Here is a 24295-nt window from a genome sequence, read left to right as displayed (position 1 = left end):
GTTTGAGCATATACAGCCGTATACATGCACAAGCCTAACAATAAGCAAGGTATCATTATACACTTGCTCATTACCTTGTTACTGAACCTTAAATGCATTTTTAGTAAGGTTTAAATATTGCTTATTGAACTTTTTAGACGGTTCAAGCGAGTTTCCTTTCGCAAAATCATTCCAGGAATTAATGATGATCATGCTGTTCTTGCCCATATTACCCTTGGCAACATTAGTGTAATTCAGGTAATTTGCCTCACTCCTATCAAATACTCGTTGGGTTGTTGCCGAAGGCTCATTATAGCCGGGAAAAATACAAGGAATGAACTCCACGTTGATATTTGTCAGATTACTTGTCCAGTTCTTCCAGTTAAGGTCGAGGTAACTATTAAAGCCCCACCAGCGGTCAAAGTCTGGAGTATTCCAGGTGGTTAGCACCAATGCATCCATTGAGGCTAAGGCTGCCTGATCAAAATTAGCCGGGGAAGCCCAGCCGGTAGTCAATTCGCCAATGAAGTATGGATTTAGTCCAATAGCTGCAAATTCATTTCTTAAGCTTGCCATAACGCTTTTAAAATCTATACTGGTTAATGTAGTTGCCGAAAGGTTTAACGGCGTAAGCATGATAACAGGGCGATTATCTATCTTGTAATAATAATCTTTAGAAATATGCTGGGTAACCAACGTCTTTAATTCACTGATCATTGTTTGCAACTTAGCCCCACTTAACGGAGAAACATTAGTTGCACTTAAATGTGCAGTATTAAAATCTATGACCATTTTAACCTTCTGATTGGTTCTCCTGCTTGCAAAAGCATTCAGTAAGGAGTTATCAGTGGCTGCTGCATTCCATTTAAATATCAAATAATCCACACCACCTTCATCTGCCCAATTAAGCTGCTGAGGAAAGATGGCGGCATCTGTTACCGCGTTATAAGGCTTGCCAAGCAATGAGGTATCTGAGTGCACCTTCGCCCAGTCGGCTGCTACATAGTTAAGGTAATAGGCTCCAACCCTGGCATCTGTAGTTAGTTTTACGGCTGGAATGTCATAAATATATTTGTCTTTATCAATGAGGTTGTCGTCTTTTTTGCAGGAAAAAAATCCGATACTGCAAATGATCAATATGGTAATAATATGTTTCATGTTTTTACTTATTAAATAGGAATACTTAACTACTTGAGAAATGGATTCTTCAAAGTGGGTAGCGCAAACCATAACTTAGTTGTCAATGCGTCGTTGCCGCTAAGTGATCCTACAGCTTTGTTTAGTTCGGTTGTATTGACCTGGTATTCTATTCCGGGATAATTCAGGCGTTGTGGAATATAAGCATACCCCGCAGTGCCGCCCTCTCCACCATCAGGATTAAAATGCGGCGGAAATTCAAGTACTTGGCTCCGACGTATCAACGTCCAGGCATCCATTGCATTATAAAATCCGGCGATCCAGGTTTGCATAATGATCTGGCGGTATGGGTTTACTGCGGTAATTGCACTGGTTGTTATTCCCAAATAATCAGCAAACTCCCTTTCCCTGCCTGTAACATCAATTTTGGTATTGAATTTAATACCCGGCTGGTTTAGGTAATTGGTAACCGATGCCTGTGCAATACCATATTTTAGCATGGAAGCAGTTACACCCTCGTTGTAATATTGTTCGGCAGTTTTACTTCCTCCAAAACCCTTAAGCATGGCTTCAGCCTTTAAAAAGCAGCTTTCCTCGTAAGATAGAAAGGTATAGTCGGCATTGGGCTTGATAAAAGTGTCGCCAATCATCGAGTAATCGAGCTGCGCCAATCCCAAATGCGGATTATCGGGTATGCTTACACCTATTGGTAGACTGGTGGTTTTAGGCTGTCCAAAGAACTTTCCCTTTTGCGGCCCCTGGGTAGCAGGTTTGGCATATACCGGTAAGCGTGGGTCATTGTAAGGTAACATATGCTGAACCAGCGACTCGCTGATAACATTTAAGCTGGCCGCGTTTGCACCAGCCTGCAATACATTATATTGGTACAGGTAGCTCCAGGTATCTGTTGTAGTGCCCCAAGAGCTTTTTGCTGTTTCGGCGGAAGTCGTAATGGTATTAGCCTCATTGGATAGTACATCTGCAACGACTTCGCGCGTTTTGGCTGGAGCTACATTAGATATTTGTATAGCCAGGCGTAATCTTAAAGTATTTGCAAATTTTTTCCATTTCAACAAATCACCACCATATATGGCATCTGCTGTACCCTTGTACGTATCTCCATTCAGGTCTATCGAATTTGCTGCGGTTTTCAGCTCGTCTAACAAAGCCACATAAATGTCTTCTTCCTTCTCGTAAGCAGAATAAGGGTCGCCTTTTAAGGCTGCTGATTTGGGTACACCGCCCCACACAGCTACCACATTGCTATAAATATAACTCTGAAATATTTTTGCAATGGTTACCCGGTTCTTGTAAGCAGGATCCGTCGCATATTTTAGCTGTATTTGATTTACTGGCTGCAAACAAGAAACATAGGCCGAAGACCAGTATCCGTTCACCGTACTGGCAAATGTATAATACCGTTGTAGCTGCCCGCCACCAACAGAAACATAATTAGAATAATGGGACAAGGCCTCCCGGCGCATTGCTCCGCCAAACAAATTCATCGTATTAAATACGGATGTGTTTAACAAGAATTCAGGGTCGACAGATTCGGGGTTGTTAGGATTAATATTAGCTTCTGCAAGTTGTTTTTTACAGGATATAAAAGATACTGGGAGCAGCAGTATCAGTATGATATTGATAAATTTTTTCATTGATTTTAAATTAAAAGGTTATTCTTAGATCCACACCGTAAGTTGAGAAGGGGGGCAAAGAACCGTATTCTATACCTTGGCCATTTCCCGAGGTTACACTTGATTCAGGGTCGATGCCTTTAGGTGCTTTTTTGTAAATGGTCCATAAATTTCTGCCTGAAACAGATATACGGGCACTTACCGCCTTTAGTCTCTTAACCAGTGACGAAGGCAAGTCATAACCTAATACGACCTCTCTTAACTTCACGTATGAAGCATCAAAAACCTGCATTTCATCAATATTAGCAAAGCCGTTAGATTGTGGACTTACATATTTGTTATTGGGTGTACCGTCTTCAAAATAAGCATCCTTAAAAATGAACCCTCCTGCAAGGCTGGCTGCAGTTTCACCGTATATGTAGCTATGCAGGTAATAGTCTTCCCGGCCCGCTAAGCTTGCTTCATTTGCGCCTGAAATATAAGAGCGTCGGTAGGTTCCTGAATAAAATTTCCCGCCTTTTCGCACGTCGACCAACAAGCTTAGGTTAAAGTTTTTATAACGGAAAGTATTACTAAAACCGCCTGTCCAGTCTGGCATAGCGTTTCCCAACACAATATTGGGGTCTGCAATAGGTAACCCTGTTGCGGCCACCAGCTTACGGCCCTGCTCGTCACGTTTCCAGCCTGCGCCTCTAATTACACCATAGGGCTGACCTACTTCTGCAAAAACCAGCAAACGGCCAAACCACGAGTTCAGTTGAAAACTGTTAACCCCATCAACCAGGCTTTTTACTAAAGAGTTGTTTTTAGCGTAATTTGCAGATACGGTCCAGGAGAAGTCCTTTGACTTTAAAGGAGCTCCCGACAAGGTGAGTTCTGTACCTGTATTCTCGATCTCACCGGCATTGTAATATCGCGCATTGTAACCACTGGTAGGGGTAATTTGAGCGGAAACGATTTGGTTAGTGGTTGAAGTTTTGTAATGAGTGGCACCAAATGCTATACGGCCTTTCAAGAATTGTAAATCGATCCCATATTCAAATGAACCTGTTTTTTCGGGTTTTAAATCAGGATTGTAAAATGTGGACGACAGTGAAGCATAAGCCTGTCCGTTATAAATACCGTTAAACCTGTAGGTTGGTGTCAATTGATAAGGGCTTGTATCATTACCTACCACGGCATAAGATGCTCTTATTTTTCCATAAGACAATAAATTTTTAAACTGGCTGGTCAACCCTTTAAAAGCCTCGGTAAATATAAATGATCCACCAACCGAGGGGTAAAAATAGGAGTTGTTAGCCGGAGGCAAAGTAGACGACCAGTCATTCCGGGCTGTAAGATCCATGTATAAATAGCTATTGTAGCCAAGTGATACTGAGCCATAAACAGAGTTTATGATCTTTTTAGAAGAGAACTGGTTCACCGTTGCAAACTCTCCTGAATTGGATAAATTGATAAGACCCGGCTGAATAAGCGAATTTATACTTTGGTCATTCCTTTCTGTCTTTGTCCTGAATGTACCTGCACCGATAAACGAGTTTACAGAAAGTTTTCCAACCTTATTATTAGTAAAAACCATAAAATCCGCATTAGTACTTTGTAGATTACTGTTCAAAGTACTCATACTACCGTTGGGGCTGCTTTTTGAACCTTTATTATTGAAAGTATAACCATTAAGCCAATACATTTCGGTGCCGAGCTTTGCCGTAAGTTTTAACCAGCTGGTTAATTTGGCATTCATGTTAAATGCGCCTAATAACTGGTTCTTTACATCCTGATTCGGATTTTCGTTGATAGCCCAATATGGATTTAAAAAATCGGTGTGGGTGTTGGTCTCATTACCGTAAGCATCTTTATAGTTTTCAAATTCCGAAAGCTGATCATCCCTTACCATATAGGCATATTGGTATACCGGGTTCCTAGTACTACCATTCATGTATTGCCTGTTAACCACTTTGTTGTTAATAAAAGTCACTTTCGAATCCATATCCAACCAGTTGGTAAACTTGTTCTGCATCCGGATATTGGCATTGTGGCGCGATGACTTGTTAATGCCATCAACCACGCTACCTCCCTGGTAGTTGGTATAGGATAACCTGTAGTTGTTAGCAGCCGTTCCACCTTCCATGGCTACCGAGTTGGTAAGCATGGCGGCCGTTTGGTAAAAATCCTTTACGTTATCGGGCTGGGCCAGATAATCTTTTAACTGCCCATTCACGCTTATTACAGGCTGACCTAATAATGGCGCTCCCCAACTTCTGTTAAATACACTAAGCATGGGTATGCGCTGTGGGTTAGTGGTAGACCCTGAACCGTCCAGTTTAAAGCTACTTCCCGCGCCGAACTGGTCCTGATAATCAGGAAACTCAGTGATGCGTTGAAATGTTGAATTGGAATTGATAGTGAGCCTGAATTTACCGCCCACCGATTTTTTGGTGGTAATAAGCACAGCCCCATTGGCCGCCCTTGAACCGTACAAGGCAGCGGCATTAGGACCTTTAAGCACCTCAATGCTTTCAACGTCTTCGGGATTAATGTTTGATGCAGTGTTACCGTAGTCGAGGTTTACATTACCCGAAGTGGTTACCCTGCCATCGCCAGCTTCGTTATCTACAGGAATACCATCAATAACAAATAACGGCTGGTTGTTGCCCGAAATGGAGTTGTTTCCCCTGATCACTATTCTTGCAGAACCCGTATTGGTGGATGCAGGGGTAATTTGAACCCCGGCTATCCTACCCGAAAGTGAGGCAACAATATTGGTGGATGGCGCCTGTGTTAAGGTAGAAACATCCATCGTTTGCCGGGAATAACTTAACGATTTGGCTTCTCTTTTAATACCCAGCGCAGTTACCACTACGGTCGATAATGCAGTTTGGTTTACAACCATGCTTACGTCGATGGTTGTGCGGCCATTTACCTTTACCTCTTGGGTATTCATACCTAAATAGGAGAAGATAAGTTCGCTGTTTCGTTCAGGGACTTTAATAGTGTAGTCTCCGTCGTGGTTGGTCATGGTAGCAGCTCCTCCACCACTTTTAACACGTACACTTACACCAGTCAGTGGTTTTCCATCTGCGGCATCGGTTACCTTACCGCTAACACTCACCTGCTGGGCAAGCAACTGTAAGGGCAACGCAAACAAGAACAATAATGCGTAGTAAATTCGTTTCATACTTCGATCTCAATAGCTAAATTTTAAAGGGTATATCACTGCGGTTCGCAGTCCTTATTTTGAACAAAAGACGCTTTATGCCATTAATAACGCATTAATATGGCCTTAACAGCGAATTTGTTAGTGATTAGTTAACCTTGTGGAAACATTAGAAATGATTATCAGGCTTCAATGATGGATTGAAACGATTTCTCAAAGTCGACGGTGTAAATAGCTTTGTAAACCCGCTGGAACTTTTCAAAAGTATTTTTGGCAAGTGTGTGTTTGCCAAGTTGCGAAAGCGCTTTACATTTGAGCTTTAAAGCATCCTCGTTTACACGATCAAAGTAAAAAACATGATCGGCAATCTCAATGATAAATTCGGGTTGAGAAACGGTGTCCGCAGACGTGGTATAGTTCAGTAAAAGATCTATAACTTTATGCGAAACCTCTGATTTGATATCATCTAACCAGTCGTATTCGATATTAGAAAGAAACGGGCCTCGTTGAAGAACCTTCAGCAATTCCAGTATTTGTTGTTTTGTACCCTGATTTTGCTCCTTTGTTATTTGCAGGTAATGGAAATAATCGATGTAAACATGGTTAAAATCAATGTCTATTTTCCAATAGCCGGAGTCCTTGTTTAAATTGCAATATTCCAGGTTGCTTAAGATGCCTTTTAACTTAGCTATATTTACCGAACGGTTGTTTCTAGCAACTTTTTCTGACTTACCGAACCATAACAGTTCATCTAATTTATTGGAGGAAATGCCACCTTCTTTACGCATGCTGTATAAAAGAATTAGCAACAAAAGCTCTTTTAGCAATGGCGAAAGCATCTTGGTAACATCATCGCCATTGTTATCCAACAATTGCAAATTTCCAAAAAGATGGATGGATGTTTGATATTGCTTGGGCGCCGGAATATCTTTATTGTGCGCTGGTATTGACAATAACGTTTCCGTTTGAGCAATCTTTCTTCTTTTATAAAAATAATAAGTCGCTCCTATTAATAAGCAAACCAGTCCCGTCAAAATAATGATATTATGTATCGGAAAACGGGCTTCACCTATTGCTATACCCAGCCCATTAGGCGGAAACTCGATTGTATATATCTTTATTTCTGTATTATTATCTTCTCTTGTGAACAGGGTAACGGCAACCAGCTTTTTCAATTCGGGGCACCAGTAAAGATCAGCATACGAACGGATGTCATGAAACAGGTATGGGATATAGCCTCCTATCAGTTGATATGTAGGAGACGTAAGCGACCCTTTTATTAGCTGTAAATGCGTTTTAAATTTGTTGTTGGCGAAAACAAGCCCGTAAAAGCTTTTTGCCGGAGAATCGATAACCAGCGAATTAGCAAACGCAAAATCATTTTCAGGGCTTTTGAGTGTATAAACCTTTTTAAACATTTGGGTTTTTACCTGGTACCTAATCAGATCATAGTAGTTGGTGGGATTGAGCATTTGCTCACCGGTAATGCTACCATGCCCACCCATAATGTAAGCGGTATTGCCATCGTCCGTTACACCTAGCCCCGCCAAATAACGGGGGTTAAAGGCGTCCCCTTTGTACTTTACAGAAGTCCATTTCTTATTATTAAGATCATATTTTTGAACTTCATTCTTATAAACCAGTTGCCCGTAGCCTCCCATCACATAAAGCGCAGAGTCTGCCTTAGAAATGAATTTATTGGAATGCCAGTACTTAGTGAGCCGTGTGGGACGTTCAAAGTCCTTGTCCCAGCGCCCAGATGGGAGATCAAAGTATGAAGCCTTCTTTTGATCAATGAAAACGTTATAAAGCCTTCCAGATAGCTGATCATAAACCGATTGGTTGCCGGCAGCGATATCTCTTTTCGAGGCATACTCAAGCTTTACCATGTTTTCATCCCCAACAGAGAAATTGTATAGCTCGCTTGGTCCAACAATATGAATAATTTGTTTTTGCTGATTAAATGCTACACTTGGATGCCCCGTAATTACCACGCTCTTGACCAATTTCCAGTTGGTATGCATTGCATTGATCCATAACGGGTTCTCAACAGTTGCTCTCCTTTTTCCGATACGGTCAAAAGCCTCATCACCTTTAAATTCATCTAGTGGCCAAAAGAACTTCAGCTTTCCATGGTCCAAAACGCTTATGTTTTTGATGTTCATCATAGGAACATCCGTTGTTTTAAACCTTTTATAATGGTTGGCACCAAACAAGACCTTATAACAACCAGAATTTTGAAAGCCTGCGTTTTTCTGTGAAAATTTTTGATTTCCGTTAGTGAACACTAATTCATCAAACTCTTTCCTGTAACTGATCGTGAAATGATTCCAGCTTTTAAAAAGAAGCTTTTCCGGTAAGTTGAAGGCAATATTAGAAAACTTGTCGCCTATTACTAATTTAAAATTTTGTGTATTAAATGCTTTTTGATCATATATCAGATCAATGTTATGGCCATTCTCTTCAATAATTCTGAATACATAACCATAATAGTCCCTGAATTTTGGCGTGAAATAAAGATCAAATGACAACTCAAAGTCACCATCAAAACACATCTCTTCATCGGCAGTCAGGTCGAGTGACGTTCTTTTATCCTGAACGGTCTCCTGCCCGTAAAAATGGAGTCCGTTATTTTGAGCAAATGAAATAGCAGGAGTGCTTAAGCAAAAAAATACGAATAAATAATTAAGTCTTTTTTGAATTCTATTAACGCTAATTTTTGCACGAAACATAATTACTTACCCATGAATATACTGGGTTCAGTAGTGCAAATTGCTCCTCTGAATGTCCAGATTCAGCATACAAAGTAACTGCTTTAATATTAAGCCAATATTAAAAAATGTTTAGTATATGATAATATTATATTACTTCTTAATCAGAATCTTATCTTGCTTTAAATACTCCTCATCTTTCTTACTTACATCTTTCATCATCGTAAAGTGATCGCGTATCTGTCCGTCGGCACATATCCATTTCAGATCTAACCGGGAGCCTTGTACCTCCAGCATAATTGCACCGCCAATGTCGCAATTGTAATAATACATGGCATTGTGTGGCCAGGTTGGTTTATGACCGCCAAGCGCACCGGCAGATCCGGCAACTACATAAACAGTACCATCGGTCTTTGACTTGCTTTTCAGGTATGGGGCTGAATCTTTGCTTCCATTATATAGCGCTGAGGATGAACTTAAATCAAATTTTTGAGGATCAAACTCAGCTTCATTACCATAATATCCTTTCATTAGCTTTGATCGTTCATACACATGGCTATGGCCGCATAAAACCAGATCAACACCGTTATCTTCCAAAATCTTAATGAAGTTTTCCCTTATTCTGACCAGCAATTGCTCTGTATCGGAATTGTGAGAGCCCATGGTGTATGGCGGATGGTGAAAGTAAGCCACAACCCATTTATTATTATTAGCCTTGAGATCTTTTCTCACCCATTCGGCCTGCTCACCTGCCTGGTCATACATGTATGCACCTTTATTATCGGGGCCGTATGAATCCAATGCCAGAAAATGTGTGTTACCAATATCATAAGAATAATAAGACTTGGTATGCGAGGGAACCCCACCCGCTTCGCCCTCAGTAGGAACAGAAAAGTTTTGAAAATATGCCAGTTTGAATTGCTCTGCCGTAGCTACTGAGGCGATGTTATTATAATCATGATTACCCGGAACCGGGAACAAGGGATAATTTTTCAGCAAATTATCTTGGTAAACATTAAAAAACTTCGCCTGAAATTCGGCATCGGTACCATCTGTATAAGCATTGTCGCCCATAAGTATCCAGGCATTCAGTACATTGTTCCCAACATATTTAATTACCTGATCTCGCACATTGCGCTGGTTAATGGAATTATTGCCACAATCACCAAACCCGGCAATTCGGACAAGCGAATCACTGCCTTTTTTAGGAAGCGTATAGAAGTAATTGTTCTTATCCACCTTCAACGAAAATTCAAAACTACCCACGGAATAATAATATTTAGTAAGTGGTTTAAGGTCTGATAGTCTAACCATATGTTCTGTAACAACCAATGAATTATTAGCTTTCATATCCAGGTTATCTGGCGTAAGACCATAACGCACGGTACTTTGCTCGGCAGTATTGGTTCGCCAGCGAATGGTCATTTCATTAGGAGTAGCAACCTGTAAATAAGGGCCACGTAAAATGGTGGCTTTTGAGTTTGAACTAATTGTTGGTGCTGGGCTTGTAGTTTGACACATGGCAGTGGCCCGAATGGTCAATGTGAATAATAAATAGAGGCTTAGTTTTTTCATGTAGTTAAATATTGGCAGGGCTGGCATCTGTTAACGAGTTTATAAATTGAATGATTTGATCGCTTTCCTCCCTAGTTAGATTAAGCGGTTCAGATGAAAGTGTTTGTTCTCTGGTTTTCAAGCCAATTCCCTTCCCTCCCCCTTTAATATAAAAGTCAATTACATTTTGCAATGTTTTGAATGCGCCGTTGTGCATATAAGGTGCCGTTTTTGCAGCGTTCCTAATTGTTGGTGTTTTAAATGCCTGTTGATAATACCGTATTTGATACAGGTTAAAACGTCCCAAGTCTTTGTCATTTACCGGGTGGGTTAAATCATCATTGCCAGGTGTTCCTAATATTTCCATCTCTGAATGATCATAAAATGGCGGTGTGAGGCTGTTGAAATAAGGTACGAAATGGCAGGTAGCACATTGTGCCTTGCCCATAAATAAGTTAAAGCCTTTAATTTGGGCTGTTGTCATGGCGGTTCTATTGCCATTAATGTACTTGTCAAAAGGAGAATCCATGGGTTCTAACTTAGCTATGTATGCAGCTATGGATACCGCTATACCATCCAGCAACTGCCTGTCGGAGTTTTTGCCGGGAAACAGGCTGCGAAAAGATTGGCGATATGTCCGGTTCTGTTTAACACGCTTAACTACCTGCCCCATTACTGACCCCATCTCCAAAGGATTAAAAACCACGTCCTTTACCTGGTCGACCACGCTTATAGACCGGCCATCCCAAAACTGTGAATGCTGTCTCCCTGCATATAATAGTGTAGGAGTATTTCGCTTTAGTATCGAATCTTTTATTAATGCGGGGCTTTTAATAATTCCGTCTGTAAAATACTTTCCAGGCTGATGGCAGGTCGCGCAACTTACTTTCATATTGCCCGATAAAGCCATGTCAAAAAATAGTTTTTTTCCGAGTGATGCTAATTGCTGCTCCTGTAACCCGGGAACACTATTAAAAGCCTTTAAGAAGCGGCGATCAAACATATTACGCGATTGGTAATTTAGATATGCAGAAGTATTTAGCTCCAAATTTTGCTGCTTGATAAACATGCCCAACTGCTCTTGCATAGGTAGTAGGAATTTAACCAGGTATTCCATACGGTTAAACGAATTAAAATCCTGATGGCTTGACAAGTAATGGATGCTGGCATTCAGTTGTTTTTTTAAAATATCACCTGTATTGCGTCCATGTTGTAGATAAGGCAACAACACCTCGTTAATCTTATCTGTACTGATCAGGGTCTCGGTAATACCTGTTTTTAGCAAAGGGGCATCATACCCCGTAATATACAGCGCGCCCATGCGAATCAGCTCAATTCTTACACTTTCGAGCACCTGCCGGTCATTGGCCTTAAATTGATAAAGCAGCGCAGGCATGCCTTTTGCCGAAGTATACAGAGCCTCGGTCTGAGCCACCAACTCGGTTTTATGGCTTAACACATCTGCATCAAACAACAAAGCCTCAATTTGCTGTAGTCCCATCGGTTCTACAAGTTCAAGCTCGGGCTCCTCAACTTCCATTTTGGCCGCAGCATTAAACCCGTTAGTTTCACTTGGGAAAAAATAGCAGGTGAAATAAGACAGCGCTTTGTACCGAAACCGACAAGCTTTTAAGTGCTCCTTTGCGTTTACTATGGTGCTGCTGTTCTCATCAATTGCCTTAACTGCTTCATATAGCTCACTGGCCGAAGCTGAAAATAAACCGGCATCCTTTCGGAATAAGCCTACCGCCCGAGATGCCCCAACATCATGACTTTCCAATACAGAAAAGGACAGCAATGCAATCATCCCGCTCATGAAGGCCAAAATCAACAGGGCTCGCCATTTCATTTAATTATATTTTGTTAACTTTATTTGCATCTCAACATCTACGGCTTTAAAGGGACATTGAGGGAAAGTGTCTTCGAACCTTTTAATATTTCGCCGGCATAACCTGTCAAAAACAAATAATAGTCCCCCGGTATATCTTGTTCAAAGGTAATAAATACGCTCTTTCCTATCGGCGGATCTTTACTGATCTTAAATATGGCGGTACCCTCATCAATCTCGTCAAACATGGCAATATAAAGCATTTGGGCACCTGCATTTATAGAACCGGCAATTTGCTTCCAATAAAACTGCCCTCTATTTCGCGGAATTTGATTAAAAGGGCTGCGCGGATACATATTGTGCCAGCTAAAGCCAGGATACACCACCGGTACATAATCTACATGATTTAACTTGCACCAATACAGGTCATCTATAATGCGGGCATTAAAACGCGCATAGCTCTGCTCGTTGTATCTCCCAACAAACCAGGGTTGAACAATATCGGCTTTACGTATCAAGTCATGCAAATCTGAATCTGCCACCGCATCATCTTTCAGATCTCTCCAAAATGCAGGTACGCCAAGCAGTACCGAACATCCTCCATATGTGGCATTATTTTTTAAAAAGTCCAACAGTTTATCAATGGCTTTAAGAGTATAATTCCTGTCTTTAAATCCAACACCCCAAATAGCAATCAGAGGCCGTTGATTATGATACAAATAGGTTTGACTTACCCCCTTAGAAGTGAGTTTCAGGTCATCTACCAAATGCTTCCAATCTTTAATAATTACTTCTATGCCCTCATCACCTTCCATACCGCTTAAATCATACATAACCGAAATGGCACGCCGATTTTTTTGAGAGGCCTGTAATGCCGCTGACAGCACTTTATCGGTATGGGCAAGGTCTTTATCGGAGTTGATGCTGGCAAAAAACCTTTGCATAAATACACCGTCTACACCGTAGTCTTTCATCCACTTAAAATGAAGCTGAACGGTTGAAACGTCATAAGAACTAAACAGATGGGTGGGCGACCCATCTGCTTTGGTAAATGCTGTTGGATATACTTTTGAGTACTCGCTAACATCTGGCCACATGTCGATCTTACAATTTCCAGGTTCAAACCGACCCGATGCCACATAATGGTTCCAGCCTCTCTTTGCACCATCATCAGGACTATTGAACCAGCCTTGGTAACCCGCCATTACCAACCCTTTATAGCTCATAAAAGCAGAGTTTTTACTGTGCCTGGTTTGTGCCAGACAGGGTTGTAAAAGAAGGAACACGAGGAAAAAAGCTGCAGTTTTAAAAAACATAGTAGAAGATCTTATTAACATATTAAAAAGGCAACTTTCCTGTGAGCATCAGTTTACTCAGATCTATAGTTTGATAAGGTACTTCTGCAAACCCGTTAAAATACTTTAACGTAACTTGCGGCGTTTTATCCGACACAGATATAAGAGCATATCCCGGTAGGTCCATTAACTGAAAATCGGTAATATGTTTCTTCTCTTCCCTTAAAATCTTACGCCGTGTTTCGCTTGTTTCAGGCTGCCATGACGCATCACTGTCAATCCAGCCTTCTCCTTTGTATTCTCTATGGATAACATTTGGCAAAGGCGTATTAAGCCCCCGGTTTACACTATTGATCATTACCTGAACCACATTTCCGGATTTTGTTTTTCTACTCAAAACCGAATACTCATGAAGGTGGGCACATAAAACTATGGCCTTGTTTTTAGCCAATATATTCAGCAAACTTTCTCTTAGGACGGTATCTTTTAATGGCCTCCTAATACCACTTAATAAATGCCAACACCGCTGCGTAACTGGAATAACTGGTTGATGGGTTAGCACGAACTTGTAAGTAGCCGTGGAACCTTTAAATGCATTTTCAAGAAAATCAACCATTTCACTTTCGGGTAAATTACGGTCCACACTGAAAAATTGGTCGAGAACAAAAAATTCAGTGTTGGGACTTATTTGATAAGTATACATACCATGGCCAATAAATTTACCTATCTGACCTTCAATAAAGGGCCGAATTACTTCCTGCCATGCCTCTGGCTGGCCCGGACTATTACTTACATCGTGGTTACCTTTAACCAATACCCACGGTACCGGCAAGCCGGTCTCATAAAGCATGTCAACTATTCCCCGGTTCATCTGCCTGGCGAGAGCAGCCGATCCAGCAACGCCTTCTACCAAATCTCCCAATTGTACAACTGCTTTAACCCCAGGCTGGGCGTTGGTTTGCTTTTTAATAAGTTGTAAAAACCGGGGCATGTAAAAAGCAGTATACTGCGGATATTCATTTAGTATTTGCTTATAATCCTGCGGTCTGCTCATTACAAAATCCAGGTTATGATCCTGTAACCGGTCATAGTGCATATCTCCCAATGCTATAAAGCTCACATCCTGTGATAATACAACTCCTGGCAAACAAACCAATAAGAACAGCATTATTCCGTTTATTCTCTTAAAAAGCAACATACAGCTTTATAAATTTTGTAGTTGTGTTAAGTTTACGGTGCTCCAAGGCTCTTGGTCTGCGTTCGCAAATATCGTAAGCACTGCTTCGTTCTTATCGGTAATGTTCATAGAGGCATAGCCGCAAAAATCAGCGTATTCGTAATGGCGGATAAATGGCTTTTCCTTTTCCAAAATTTCTCTTCTTAATTGCAACGATGTTGGATTAAAGTTCGGTTCCAAGTTAACCAGGTCGGCATTATAAGCCTCTAACCCTTTTAGATGATTTTTAACAGGCGCATTTAATGCTGATATAACACTGCCAATAGCCGCCTGAACAACATTGCCCGAGGGAGTGTTACGAACCACTATGCTGGTTTTATGCAAGTGACCGCTTAAAATGATCGCTTTATGTTCGGCCAGTAAATTAAGAAGTTCCTCTCGCTCTTTCTCTTGCCCGGGGCGTACATAAATATGCCAGTTGGAGCGTGCATCATATGGTATTAACGGAATATGCGTACAAAAGAATAACTGTTCATTCTTTTTATGATCTTTAATTACCATTTTAAACCATTCTAAACTTTCTTTTTCAGAAAAACAATCGAATAATATAAACCTGGTGTTCTTATGTACATACACGTTGTTTGCAGTGGTTACCGGTTGCTTTAACTGCCTGCTTTGCCATGGCAAAACAACTTCCTGGTAAACCTCTCGGGCACCTGTACCAGTAATATCATGGTTGCCTTTTATAGCAATAAAAGGCAAACCAAGTTGCTGTTGATCAATGTAATTGATCAGCTCGGAGGTTTGAAGTGTAGCTAATTCTTTAGAACCGCATAGACCTTCCACAAAATCGCCAATTTGCAGATAAAAGTTTGAATTGGTTTGTTTGGCGCGTTGTTTAGATGCCTGTATCAACGAAGACAGGTTATCTTTTGTAATCCTTGAATAGTTTTCGATCTGGCGGATATCGTTTGGGTATTTTTCTTTCAGATAAGCCATATCATGGTGCATCAGTTTATCAAAATGCAAGTCGCCCAAAAACATAAAGCTAAAGGCTTGTGAAGACCTCGGCAACATGTTTTTTGCAACACTCTTAAAAGGAAGTGCTATACCTGCAATAGAAAGATATTTTAAGAACCTTCTTCTTTTTAAATTATTCATTACCATGGTAGATAATCGAGGTTAACGTTATTTAACTTTGAACTGAGCTTTGGTAATTTCGAGATAAGTGGTGCCGTATTCTTTAGCAGGCTCCAAAGTAGTGCCTAACTGAAAATTGTTCCATGAATTGATCAGCACTATGCGCTTGCTGCTCATATTACGTTTGGCTACATTACAGTAATCGGTATAAAATGCCGCGTTACGGTCAATGTTGTACAACTTGCTTGCCGGGGTCATGGTCTTATCATTAAAGGCAGGGAAAATGGCTGGCACAAAGTCAACCTTCCATTTTGATGTAGAGTCCGTCCAGTTTTTCCAGTTGGTGTCGGTGTATGATGCCATAAACGTAGCCCGGTCATAAACATCGGTCGACCAGTTATTCAAATCAACACCATCCATTGCTTTAATTGCAGGCGCATAGCGTACAGGAGGCAGCCAACCCGATGTGATTTCTCCTATGATATACAGGTTTATGCCTATAGAAGACATGGCTTGCTTTAGTGCGGGTATAACCGTAGCATAATTAACACTGGTGGTTGCACTGCTTGCCAAGTTTAGTGGTGTGATCAGAACCACCGGCTGCCCATTGATCTTATAATAATAATCCTTGTTAAAATGAGTATTTGCAAAACTGGTAAACTCGTTGATCATGGTGGTGAGTTTGGTCCCGGTAAGCGGCAAGGCATTGGTGGCACTTAAGTGTGCAATATTGTAATTGATCACCATTTTTACCTGGCTGGTATTTCCCTGTATAAAGCTGTTAAGTATAGGGTTTCCGGCCGATGCGCCGTTCCAGTTAAATACAAAAAAGTTAACACCCGCAGCATCGGCCCACTGGCATTCCTGCGCCATAACTTTAGAATCCAGTGAATTATATTCACCCTGTAACGGATTATTAGTGTATTTCTTTGCCCAGTCGGCGGCGGCATAGTTGTAATAATAGGCCCCTACATTTACGTTTTCGGTGATATTAACAGCCGGAATATCATAATTAAAATCGGGCGGTAAATAATCATTCTGCTTTTTACATGCACTTAATGCCAGTAATAAACAACAGGAGATAGAAAGAAATGCTTTCATTTGAAATAATTTAGTAAGGTAATTTTGGATTGGGTTTATTTGGCAAAGCAAACCATAGCTTGGCAAATAGGTTATCGGCTCCACCCAACCACTGCGCAGCCTTTTTAACTTCGGCCCCATTGGTTGCATATTCGCTTGCCGGAAAAAGAATTCGTTGTGGCACATAGGCATAATTACCATCATAAGTGGCAAACTGAGGTTCAAAATCAAGCACTCTTGTACGGCGTATGAGCGACCAGGCATCCATTCCCTGATTGGGAGTAGCCAGCCAGTGCTGCATAATAATTTGGCGATAGGTATCACCGGCAGGTACATAACTTGTACAAATGCGCATCCAGTCCTGAAACTGTGCCTGACGGCCGGTGGTGTCTGACGCGGTACCCCATTTAATACCCGGCGTATTTTGATAAGCGGTAGCTTGAGCCGGTGTAAGCCCATAACGGTCGAATGAAGCTCCTATACCCTGATAATAGTAAGTCTGCGGTGCAGCATTTGTCCACCATCCTTTAAGGGCAGCTTCGGCTTTTAGTAGACACGATTGCGCATAGGAGATAAATACAAACTCGGCGTTGGGCTTTAAAAAGCGTGTGCCGATGTAAGAATAATCGTCTTGTTTTAAACCAGTGTGCGGATTAACAATATTACCAGCGTATTGACTGCCCCCGCCGTAAGAAATATTTTGGCCAAAATACTTGCCGGCGTTAGGCCCCTGTTTGGCTGGCTGCCCATAAATAGTTATCCGTGGATCACCGTAAGGCAGTGTGTAATAAACTAATGACTCGCAAAGTACAGGTATAGTTGCTTTGTTTGCGGTATAGTTATAGGTTACGTAGTTGTACAAATAGCTCCAGGTATCACTGGTAGTACCCCAGGTAGCTGCTGCGGTTTCGGCTTGGCTGGTAATAGTATTAGCTTCGTTCTGAGCAATTTCCTGTATAGCCTTTTTAGCGGCTTCCGGATCACCGTTAGGGGCATCATTTGATATTTGCAAGGCAATTTTGAGGCGAAGGGTGTTGGCAAATTTCTTCCATTTCAATACATCTCCTCCGTAAATTTTATCCGCACCGGCAGTATATTTATCACCGTTCACGTTTAGTGAGTCTGATATATTTTTAAGATCAGCCAGCAGCTTATAATACACATCTTGCTCTTTTGTAAAAGGTACACTCGGATTACCCTGCAATGAAGATTCCATTGGGATACTTCCCCACATGGCTACAGCATTTGAGAATAGATAATCTTTCCATATACGTGCTATAAGCACACGATTACTATATGCAGGATTGTCTTTGTAATTTAACTCAATTTGATAAACAGGCTGCAGGCATTTGATATAGGTGTTTGACCAGTTTGTGTTGTTGCTCGCATCGTTATATGTGTAACGTTGAAACTCACCCTGAAACCCGGAGAAGTATTGGGTATAATTAAAAAGTACAACCCTGTTCATATCCCCTCCCTGAAGATTGAGGGTATTATATATTGAGCTGGTCAGCAAAAAATCAGGTTCGACCTTAGTGGGCTGATTGGGGTCGGTATTAAGTTCCTCGAAATTTTTGGTGCAGGAAACCAACACGCCTAAACATAGGATCAATAATAAATTTATTAGTTTCATACCAATTAAAAAGTTAAATTAACATTAAAGCCATAGGTGGTATTTGGCGGCAGCGAACCATTCTCGATACCCTGGCCATTACCTGAAGTAGAAGCCGCTTCAGGGTCAATGCCTCGTGGGGTATTTTTGTGAAATATGGCCAGGTTACGTCCAACTAGAGAAAATCGTGCGGTTTTAAGGGGTGTACGAGACAGCAGTTTTACAGGAATATTATAACCCAGAGATAGCTCTCTTAATTTGACATAAGAGGCATCAAACATCACAAATTCGGCATAATTAGGCCGGGCATATTCGTAGCTTTGAGGCGATATATACTGTGTATTCTTTTTGCCATTGGCATAATAAGCATCCCATATTGCACCTCCGGATAATTCAGATGAATTTTCTCCTAAAATAATTGAGTGTTTATAAAAATCATCCCTTCCGTATAAAGTTTCGGCTGTTACACCATTGGTTAGCATTCGGGAGTATGTTCCAGAATAAATAACGCCACCTTTTTTAATATCAATAAGGCAATTCAGCGTGAAGTTGCGATAGGTAAATGTGTTACTGATACCGCCAAGCCATTTTGGAGAGGCCGTACCAAATGCCATGTCATTATCTTTAGTAAGTAAGCCCCCACCATCGTCAATTAGCATATGACCCTGGGCATCACGTGCTACCCCAAGTCCGCGCAGATATGCGTAAGGCTGGCCAACCTGTGCGTATACGTAAATGTAACTGGAATTATTATTGAGAACAAAACGATCTACACCATCTATTAAGCTTACAACCATCGACTTATTGTTCGAGTAATTGATGTTGGTTTGCCAGGTAAATTTACTTTTTTTGATGACCGCTATACTTGCAGAAAGCTCATTACCCCAGTTTTTAACTTCACCTGCATTGTACACACGCTGCTGATAACCGCTTGATGCCGGGAGTTGTGCAGTAAGGATTTGGTTAGTGGTGGCAGATTTATAATGCGTCGCATTGATTACTAAGCGACTATTAAAAAAGTTTAAGTCCACACCATATTCAAATGATGATGTCTTTTCCGGCTTTAGGTCCGGGTTGTTCATGGTAGTGGATAAAGAGGCCAGCGGTGCTCCGTCAAAAAAACCGTTAAACGAATAAGTTTGATTTAAGCGGTACGGATCAGCGTCATTACCTACATGGGCAACAGAAGCACGAAGCTTTGCGTAACTTAAGATACCGCTTTTAAGTTTAAGCATATCTGTAAGTATTAATGAGCCCCCTAATGAAGGGTAGAAATACGAATTGTTGGCTTTAGGTAATGTTGACGACCAATCATTACGGCCAGTAACATCTACAAAAGCGTAATTATGATACCCTACCGATAGCGATCCGTAAACTGAATTGATCTGTTTTTTACGAATGGTCTGGGTTACGGTCGGAAGTTCTTTAGCATTGGATAAATTGATGAACCCCGGTTGCAATAACGAATTAACTCGTTGCTGCCTGTCTTCATACCCAGACCTGAAACTGCTGCTACCCAAAACACCATTAAAGGAGAAGTCTCTTGTTTTTTTATTTACCGTAAAAAAGCCTTCGAGATTGAAATTCTGTTGCTTGGTGTTGAAGGCGCGCATAAAACCATTTGGATTACTGGCTACAACCGAACCAATGTTATTAAATTCAAACCCGTCTCTCCAAAAAATATCTGCACCCAAACGTCCTACAAATTTAAGCCAGGGTGTTATGGTAACCTGTGGGTTGAATGCGGCAATCAAACGATCTTTAGTATCCTCGTTGGGATTTTCGTTTATTACCCAGTAAGGGTTGCTAAAGTTACGGTGTGTGCCTATTTCCATGCCGGTAAGCGGATCTTTGTACGGTAATAGTTCCGAAAGCTCGGTGCTTCTTGCCATTTGAGTGTACAAATTAGTCGGATTACGCCCATTTGAGTTTGAATACTGCCGGTTATTAACCGTATTTCGGTTATAGGTGATCTTGGTGTCAAACGTGATCCTTTTGGTTAATGCGTTGGTTAACCTAAGGTCTATGTTATGGCTCTTATTGGTGTTTAATCCTTCTACTACGCTTGTTCCATCATAATTGGTATATGAGAGCCTGTACGTGGTTCCTGCGTTCCCACCTTCAAGTGCTAATGAGTTGGTGAACAGGTGTGCAGTAGAATAAAAGTCTTTGACATTATCAGGCTGAGGTAGGTAAGCCTTCGTTTCGCCATTTAATGCCACATAAGGCTGGCCTAAAAGCGGCGATCCCCAACTGCGGTAATTAACATTGGCTACCGGCAGCGTATGGGTGTTATCAATGTAAAAAGAGGTACCCACGCCATATGCATTTTGGTACTCGGGCAACTCTGTTAACCGTTGAAATTGCAGGTTAGAATTAAAAGAGACCTTAAATTTCCCGGATCCTTTTTTGGTGGTAATGAGTATTACACCGTTGGCGGCCCGAGAACCATATAGTGCAGCCGCATTGGGTCCTTTCAAAACCTCCAAATTCTCTATATCATTTGGATTGATATCAGCCGCGTTATTACCGTAATCCAAACTTCCGGCATCGCCTGGTGTGTTATCGATAGGCATACCGTCTACCACGAACAACGGCTGGTTATTACCCGTTAACGAGTTGTTACCCCTGATAACAACACGAGCCGAACCTGTATTAAAACCGGCGGGCACAACCTGCAAGCCTGCTATTTTACCCGAAAGTGAGTTAATAAAATTAGGGCTTTTTATTTCACTAAGGAGTTCCACATCAACTTTTTGCTGACTGTAACTTAATGCTTTGGCCTCCCTTTTTATGCCCAATGCGGTTACTACAACTTCATTTAAAGATCCTGTACTGGCGGTCATCTTAACATCTACCGTTAACTGCACACCAACTAACACCTCTTTGGTTGTAAAACCAATTGATGTAAATACTAAAACATCATTACGGCTGGAAGCAGCGATACTATACTCTCCTTTCAAATTAGTAATAGACCGTACCGATGTACCTTTAACAGCAATGTTTACTCCAGGTAATGGTTCGCCTGTTTCATCCAGCACCTTACCATTGATTCGTATGGGATCTGCCTTTTTAAAAAGAATTATTGTACCCTCAGCAACTTTATAAGTAATATTTGTCCGTTGCAGCATGTAATTTAAAATACTCGCTACATTGGTATTCACAAAGGTTCGTGCCTTTATCAAATGCTTGCTGGCCAATATATCTTTGTCATCGTAAGCAATTGGCACATTGAGTTTATTACTCAATAATGAGAGGGCTGATTCAAGTTTTCCGTCAGTGAGCTCAATATTTGCCGATCTGGTCAGTACTTGGGCGTTAGATATTGCCGCAAATAATAAATGACCGCAGAATAAGGTGATTGTTAGAATAACAAAAGAAATGCGCATAACTTTCCTGATTAGCCATTTGTTTTTTTTCATAAATTTGAATACCGTTTGATTTCATTTGATTTAATGGTAATAGCCGGAAGTTTTCGAGGCTTGCCCGGACTATGATTTTTTTGCCGGCAAGGTTGCGCTAACAACTTTGCCGGTTTTTTTTGCAATTAGTAGATCATTACTTCATTCTTTTCCCTCCTGTATTTATTGTTGTGGATTGCACAAACGATCCTGAGCGTTTGATCGAGCGTGGTAGATTTCAGTATAGTTATGGTAAATGATTGCTGCTGTATACGAGGTACTGTAGTAGTACATTTAATTTTATAGTGATTGTAAAGAATTAAGGCTAACTCATTAAAAGATGCATTTTTGATTTTTATGGTACCATCTATCCAGCTATTGGCACCTGGTTCGCTAATATTTATATCCAGTTTATTTGTACCGGCATTAAGTATGGTGAACTGGTTAGGTACCAACATTACATGTGCATTACCGCTTTTACTGCTAACACCCACACGACCAGTAATTACATGAACCGAAGTATAACCCAGTTTTTCGTAAGCCTTCACGTTAAACGAGGTACCGAATACCTGGGTAGTAAGCGTTTTTGTATGTACCCTAAAAGGGCTTTTGGGATTTTTAACTACTTGAAAATAAGCTTCGCCTTCTTTAAGCAGTATATCTCTTTTATTCGAAAACGTATGGGTGTTGAACTGTACTTTGGATGCAGAATTGACCCATATCACCGAACTGTCCGGAAGGGTTAGCTTCTTAACTTCTCCTGGCTGGGTAAATACGGTATAAACCGACGATGCCAGTTCCGTAGTTGTTCTATTTTGCTTAAAGGTACCTTTCGTTTGGATAAGCACGGTAAAGACGATCAGTAAAGATGCTGCTATACCCAAAGGCCAGTAAAGCCTTTTAATTACAGGTTTAGTTTGAGAGATAAACTTAGTAACCGGACCATTTATAGCGCGGTAAACTTCTTTCCTGATTGCACTATCCTGTAAAGGTTCAAACTGTGCTTTTTTTTCAAAAGAGTTATACCAGTTGTCAAGATGTTCTTTTTCCTGCTCGCTTAAATCGTTACGCTCAAATTTTTCAAAAAGCTCTTTTAAATAGTCTTTATCCATATACAGCAATGATGATCTTTCATACTGTACACGCTTGAAAACTTCAAAGTACTTTAAGAAGAGTTTAGGCTTATGTTAATTCTTTGTTAGCAGAATAATGGCAACAAAGAGCATTGCGATCTGATCTGTAAGAAATTCTGATTTAACAGCAGCGCGCAATCTGGTTTTGGCCTCATAAAGATGGTTTTTAACCGTTTGCTCTGCCAGATTGAGATGACTGGCAATTTCTGTTATACTGTGTTCGTCATCGCGCATTTGATAAGCGACACGCATATTTGGAGGGAGTTGCATTAATTGAGTTTGAACATATTTTTCGACTACCTCAAATTGAACATTCATATTTCCCTCAAAAGCCTCATTAAAATCCTTCAACGAAGCCTCTAACACCGATTCAGCTACTTGTGAAGAACGGTAATAGGAGATTACTCTATGTTTAACTGACTTTAACAGGTAATACTCTATATTTTCCTCAGTAATATTTAAATCTGAACGGCAGTCCCAAAGCTTAATGAACACCTCTTGAACGATGTCCTGAGCCTGATCATAGTTTTCGACGCGATAAAATGCAGCCCTGAAAAGCTTATCCCAATAAGCATTAAAAATCATATTGAAAGCCTTACTATCTCCCCGTTTTAAATTTTTCAGGTGCTCAATATTCACAATAGCCATAGGACGTTTAATTGTAGCGAAAGTAAGCTGTTGGTATTAACTCAATATTAACCTAATGAATCTATTTATATTTTCGTTTCTGTTATTTTTAAAAACGGTCAAGCACGCTACATATGTTATTTGCAAAACTCATGTGGTCAAATACTTTCAGTATACATAACAAATCTGGCTTCTTTATAAAATAACAAAGACATACGGTCCGGTCTGTAAGGTCATAGCAGCTTTTATCATTTCCTATTTATATATGCTCTTCCTCCATCAAGTAAATGGAAACCTTTTGCTAGATAGGAATGGGTAGCATGTAAGTTAAATGAAAAAGTATAGCTTTAAAGTTGAAAGAAATTTAAAGTTATAAGTTACTCGTAAAATAGCTTATATTCGAATTGTTAATGGTTTGAGTTACCCAGGTAAACACCTGAAATGCTTTTAATTACATAGATTACTGATAATAAGCACATTACAAGGACAGGTTCGAATCCTGATGGGATCACAACAGGTGATCTTTCCACCACCCGAAACCCCTTAAATAGCTTATTTAAGGTTTTTTTTATTAATTACCCCTCAGTAAAGCCACGTTTCAGAATACCTAACTGAACACCTGCGGGTAAAACTTACCTTAGGTATTTCAAATACAACTTAATCCGTTGACAATTAATTTATTAACGATTTTAGGTTACTTGAATTCAGTTGCATCCAAACCCTTTACCTAAAGTTCTTACCACTGTGATCAAATACTTCACGTAATAACTGATCACCAATATTTCACGCTTTAGATCCAATTGCTTTAAAACGGGCAATTTTTCGCTTAATTC

The 24295-nt window shown here is 40.6% G+C and carries 14 protein-coding genes; all 14 read right to left on the bottom strand.

The window, feature by feature from the left end:
* Window positions 1-78 precede the first annotated feature (78 nt).
* Window positions 79-1137, bottom strand: coding sequence for a glycoside hydrolase family 99-like domain-containing protein (locus QE417_RS00345; protein ID WP_311946767.1), 1059 nt, complete (start codon window positions 1135-1137; stop codon window positions 79-81).
* 29 nt (window positions 1138-1166) lie between these two features.
* A complete protein-coding gene (locus QE417_RS00340; RefSeq protein ID WP_311946765.1) occupies window positions 1167-2771 on the bottom strand; it encodes a SusD/RagB family nutrient-binding outer membrane lipoprotein in 1605 nt (534 codons plus the stop codon).
* 10 nt (window positions 2772-2781) lie between these two features.
* Window positions 2782-5925 (bottom strand): SusC/RagA family TonB-linked outer membrane protein, encoded by a 3144-nt coding sequence (locus QE417_RS00335; protein WP_311946763.1) that lies wholly within the window; start codon window positions 5923-5925, stop codon window positions 2782-2784.
* 161 nt (window positions 5926-6086) lie between these two features.
* On the bottom strand, window positions 6087-8636 hold the full coding sequence (locus QE417_RS00330) for a Kelch repeat-containing protein (protein WP_311946761.1): 2550 nt from the start codon (window positions 8634-8636) through the stop codon (window positions 6087-6089).
* A 132-nt stretch (window positions 8637-8768) separates the two neighbouring features.
* The gene (locus QE417_RS00325) at window positions 8769-10190 is read right to left on the bottom strand and encodes a metallophosphoesterase family protein (protein ID WP_311946759.1); all 1422 of its coding nucleotides are present in this window, start codon (window positions 10188-10190) and stop codon (window positions 8769-8771) included.
* Between the two features lie 4 nt (window positions 10191-10194).
* Window positions 10195-12018 (bottom strand): cytochrome c peroxidase, encoded by a 1824-nt coding sequence (locus tag QE417_RS00320; RefSeq protein ID WP_311946758.1) that lies wholly within the window; start codon window positions 12016-12018, stop codon window positions 10195-10197.
* Between the two features lie 38 nt (window positions 12019-12056).
* Entirely contained in the window at window positions 12057-13223 is a 1167-nt protein-coding gene (locus tag QE417_RS00315; protein WP_311946756.1) for a glycoside hydrolase family 71/99-like protein, read from the bottom strand.
* A gap of 112 nt (window positions 13224-13335) precedes the next feature.
* On the bottom strand, window positions 13336-14460 hold the full coding sequence (locus QE417_RS00310) for a metallophosphoesterase family protein (RefSeq protein ID WP_311946754.1): 1125 nt from the start codon (window positions 14458-14460) through the stop codon (window positions 13336-13338).
* Between the two features lie 36 nt (window positions 14461-14496).
* Window positions 14497-15630: a metallophosphoesterase family protein gene (locus QE417_RS00305; protein ID WP_311946752.1), complete on the bottom strand. Its 1134-nt coding sequence runs from the start codon at window positions 15628-15630 to the stop codon at window positions 14497-14499.
* Window positions 15631-15657: 27 nt separating this feature from the next.
* Window positions 15658-16710, bottom strand: a complete 1053-nt coding sequence (locus QE417_RS00300) for a glycoside hydrolase family 99-like domain-containing protein (protein WP_311946750.1) — start codon at window positions 16708-16710, stop codon at window positions 15658-15660.
* A 10-nt stretch (window positions 16711-16720) separates the two neighbouring features.
* A complete protein-coding gene (locus QE417_RS00295; RefSeq protein WP_311946748.1) occupies window positions 16721-18322 on the bottom strand; it encodes a SusD/RagB family nutrient-binding outer membrane lipoprotein in 1602 nt (533 codons plus the stop codon).
* Window positions 18323-18327: 5 nt separating this feature from the next.
* A complete protein-coding gene (locus tag QE417_RS00290; protein WP_311946746.1) occupies window positions 18328-21549 on the bottom strand; it encodes a SusC/RagA family TonB-linked outer membrane protein in 3222 nt (1073 codons plus the stop codon).
* A gap of 299 nt (window positions 21550-21848) precedes the next feature.
* A complete protein-coding gene (locus QE417_RS00285; RefSeq protein WP_311946744.1) occupies window positions 21849-22814 on the bottom strand; it encodes a FecR family protein in 966 nt (321 codons plus the stop codon).
* A 75-nt stretch (window positions 22815-22889) separates the two neighbouring features.
* A complete protein-coding gene (locus QE417_RS00280; RefSeq protein WP_311946743.1) occupies window positions 22890-23483 on the bottom strand; it encodes an RNA polymerase sigma factor in 594 nt (197 codons plus the stop codon).
* Window positions 23484-24295 lie beyond the last annotated feature (812 nt).

The sequence above is a fragment of the Mucilaginibacter terrae genome (assembly GCF_031951985.1).
GTDB classification, from domain to species: Bacteria; Bacteroidota; Bacteroidia; order Sphingobacteriales; family Sphingobacteriaceae; genus Mucilaginibacter; species Mucilaginibacter terrae_A.
This window is presented reverse-complemented; position numbering and strand designations above follow the sequence as displayed.

Excerpts from the sequence above, each read along its gene's own strand:
- QE417_RS00345 (WP_311946767.1), bottom strand. The coding sequence starts at position 1,137 with ATGAAACATATTATTACCATATTGATCATTTGCAGTATCGGATTTTTT.
- QE417_RS00340 (WP_311946765.1), bottom strand. The coding sequence starts at position 2,771 with ATGAAAAAATTTATCAATATCATACTGATACTGCTGCTCCCAGTATCT.
- QE417_RS00335 (WP_311946763.1), bottom strand. The coding sequence starts at position 5,925 with ATGAAACGAATTTACTACGCATTATTGTTCTTGTTTGCGTTGCCCTTA.
- QE417_RS00330 (WP_311946761.1), bottom strand. The coding sequence starts at position 8,636 with ATGTTTCGTGCAAAAATTAGCGTTAATAGAATTCAAAAAAGACTTAAT.
- QE417_RS00325 (WP_311946759.1), bottom strand. The coding sequence starts at position 10,190 with ATGAAAAAACTAAGCCTCTATTTATTATTCACATTGACCATTCGGGCC.
- QE417_RS00320 (WP_311946758.1), bottom strand. The coding sequence starts at position 12,018 with ATGAAATGGCGAGCCCTGTTGATTTTGGCCTTCATGAGCGGGATGATT.
- QE417_RS00315 (WP_311946756.1), bottom strand. The coding sequence starts at position 13,223 with ATGAGCTATAAAGGGTTGGTAATGGCGGGTTACCAAGGCTGGTTCAAT.
- QE417_RS00310 (WP_311946754.1), bottom strand. The coding sequence starts at position 14,460 with ATGCTGTTCTTATTGGTTTGTTTGCCAGGAGTTGTATTATCACAGGAT.
- QE417_RS00305 (WP_311946752.1), bottom strand. The coding sequence starts at position 15,630 with ATGAATAATTTAAAAAGAAGAAGGTTCTTAAAATATCTTTCTATTGCA.
- QE417_RS00300 (WP_311946750.1), bottom strand. The coding sequence starts at position 16,710 with ATGAAAGCATTTCTTTCTATCTCCTGTTGTTTATTACTGGCATTAAGT.
- QE417_RS00295 (WP_311946748.1), bottom strand. The coding sequence starts at position 18,322 with ATGAAACTAATAAATTTATTATTGATCCTATGTTTAGGCGTGTTGGTT.
- QE417_RS00285 (WP_311946744.1), bottom strand. The coding sequence starts at position 22,814 with ATGGATAAAGACTATTTAAAAGAGCTTTTTGAAAAATTTGAGCGTAAC.
- QE417_RS00280 (WP_311946743.1), bottom strand. The coding sequence starts at position 23,483 with ATGGCTATTGTGAATATTGAGCACCTGAAAAATTTAAAACGGGGAGAT.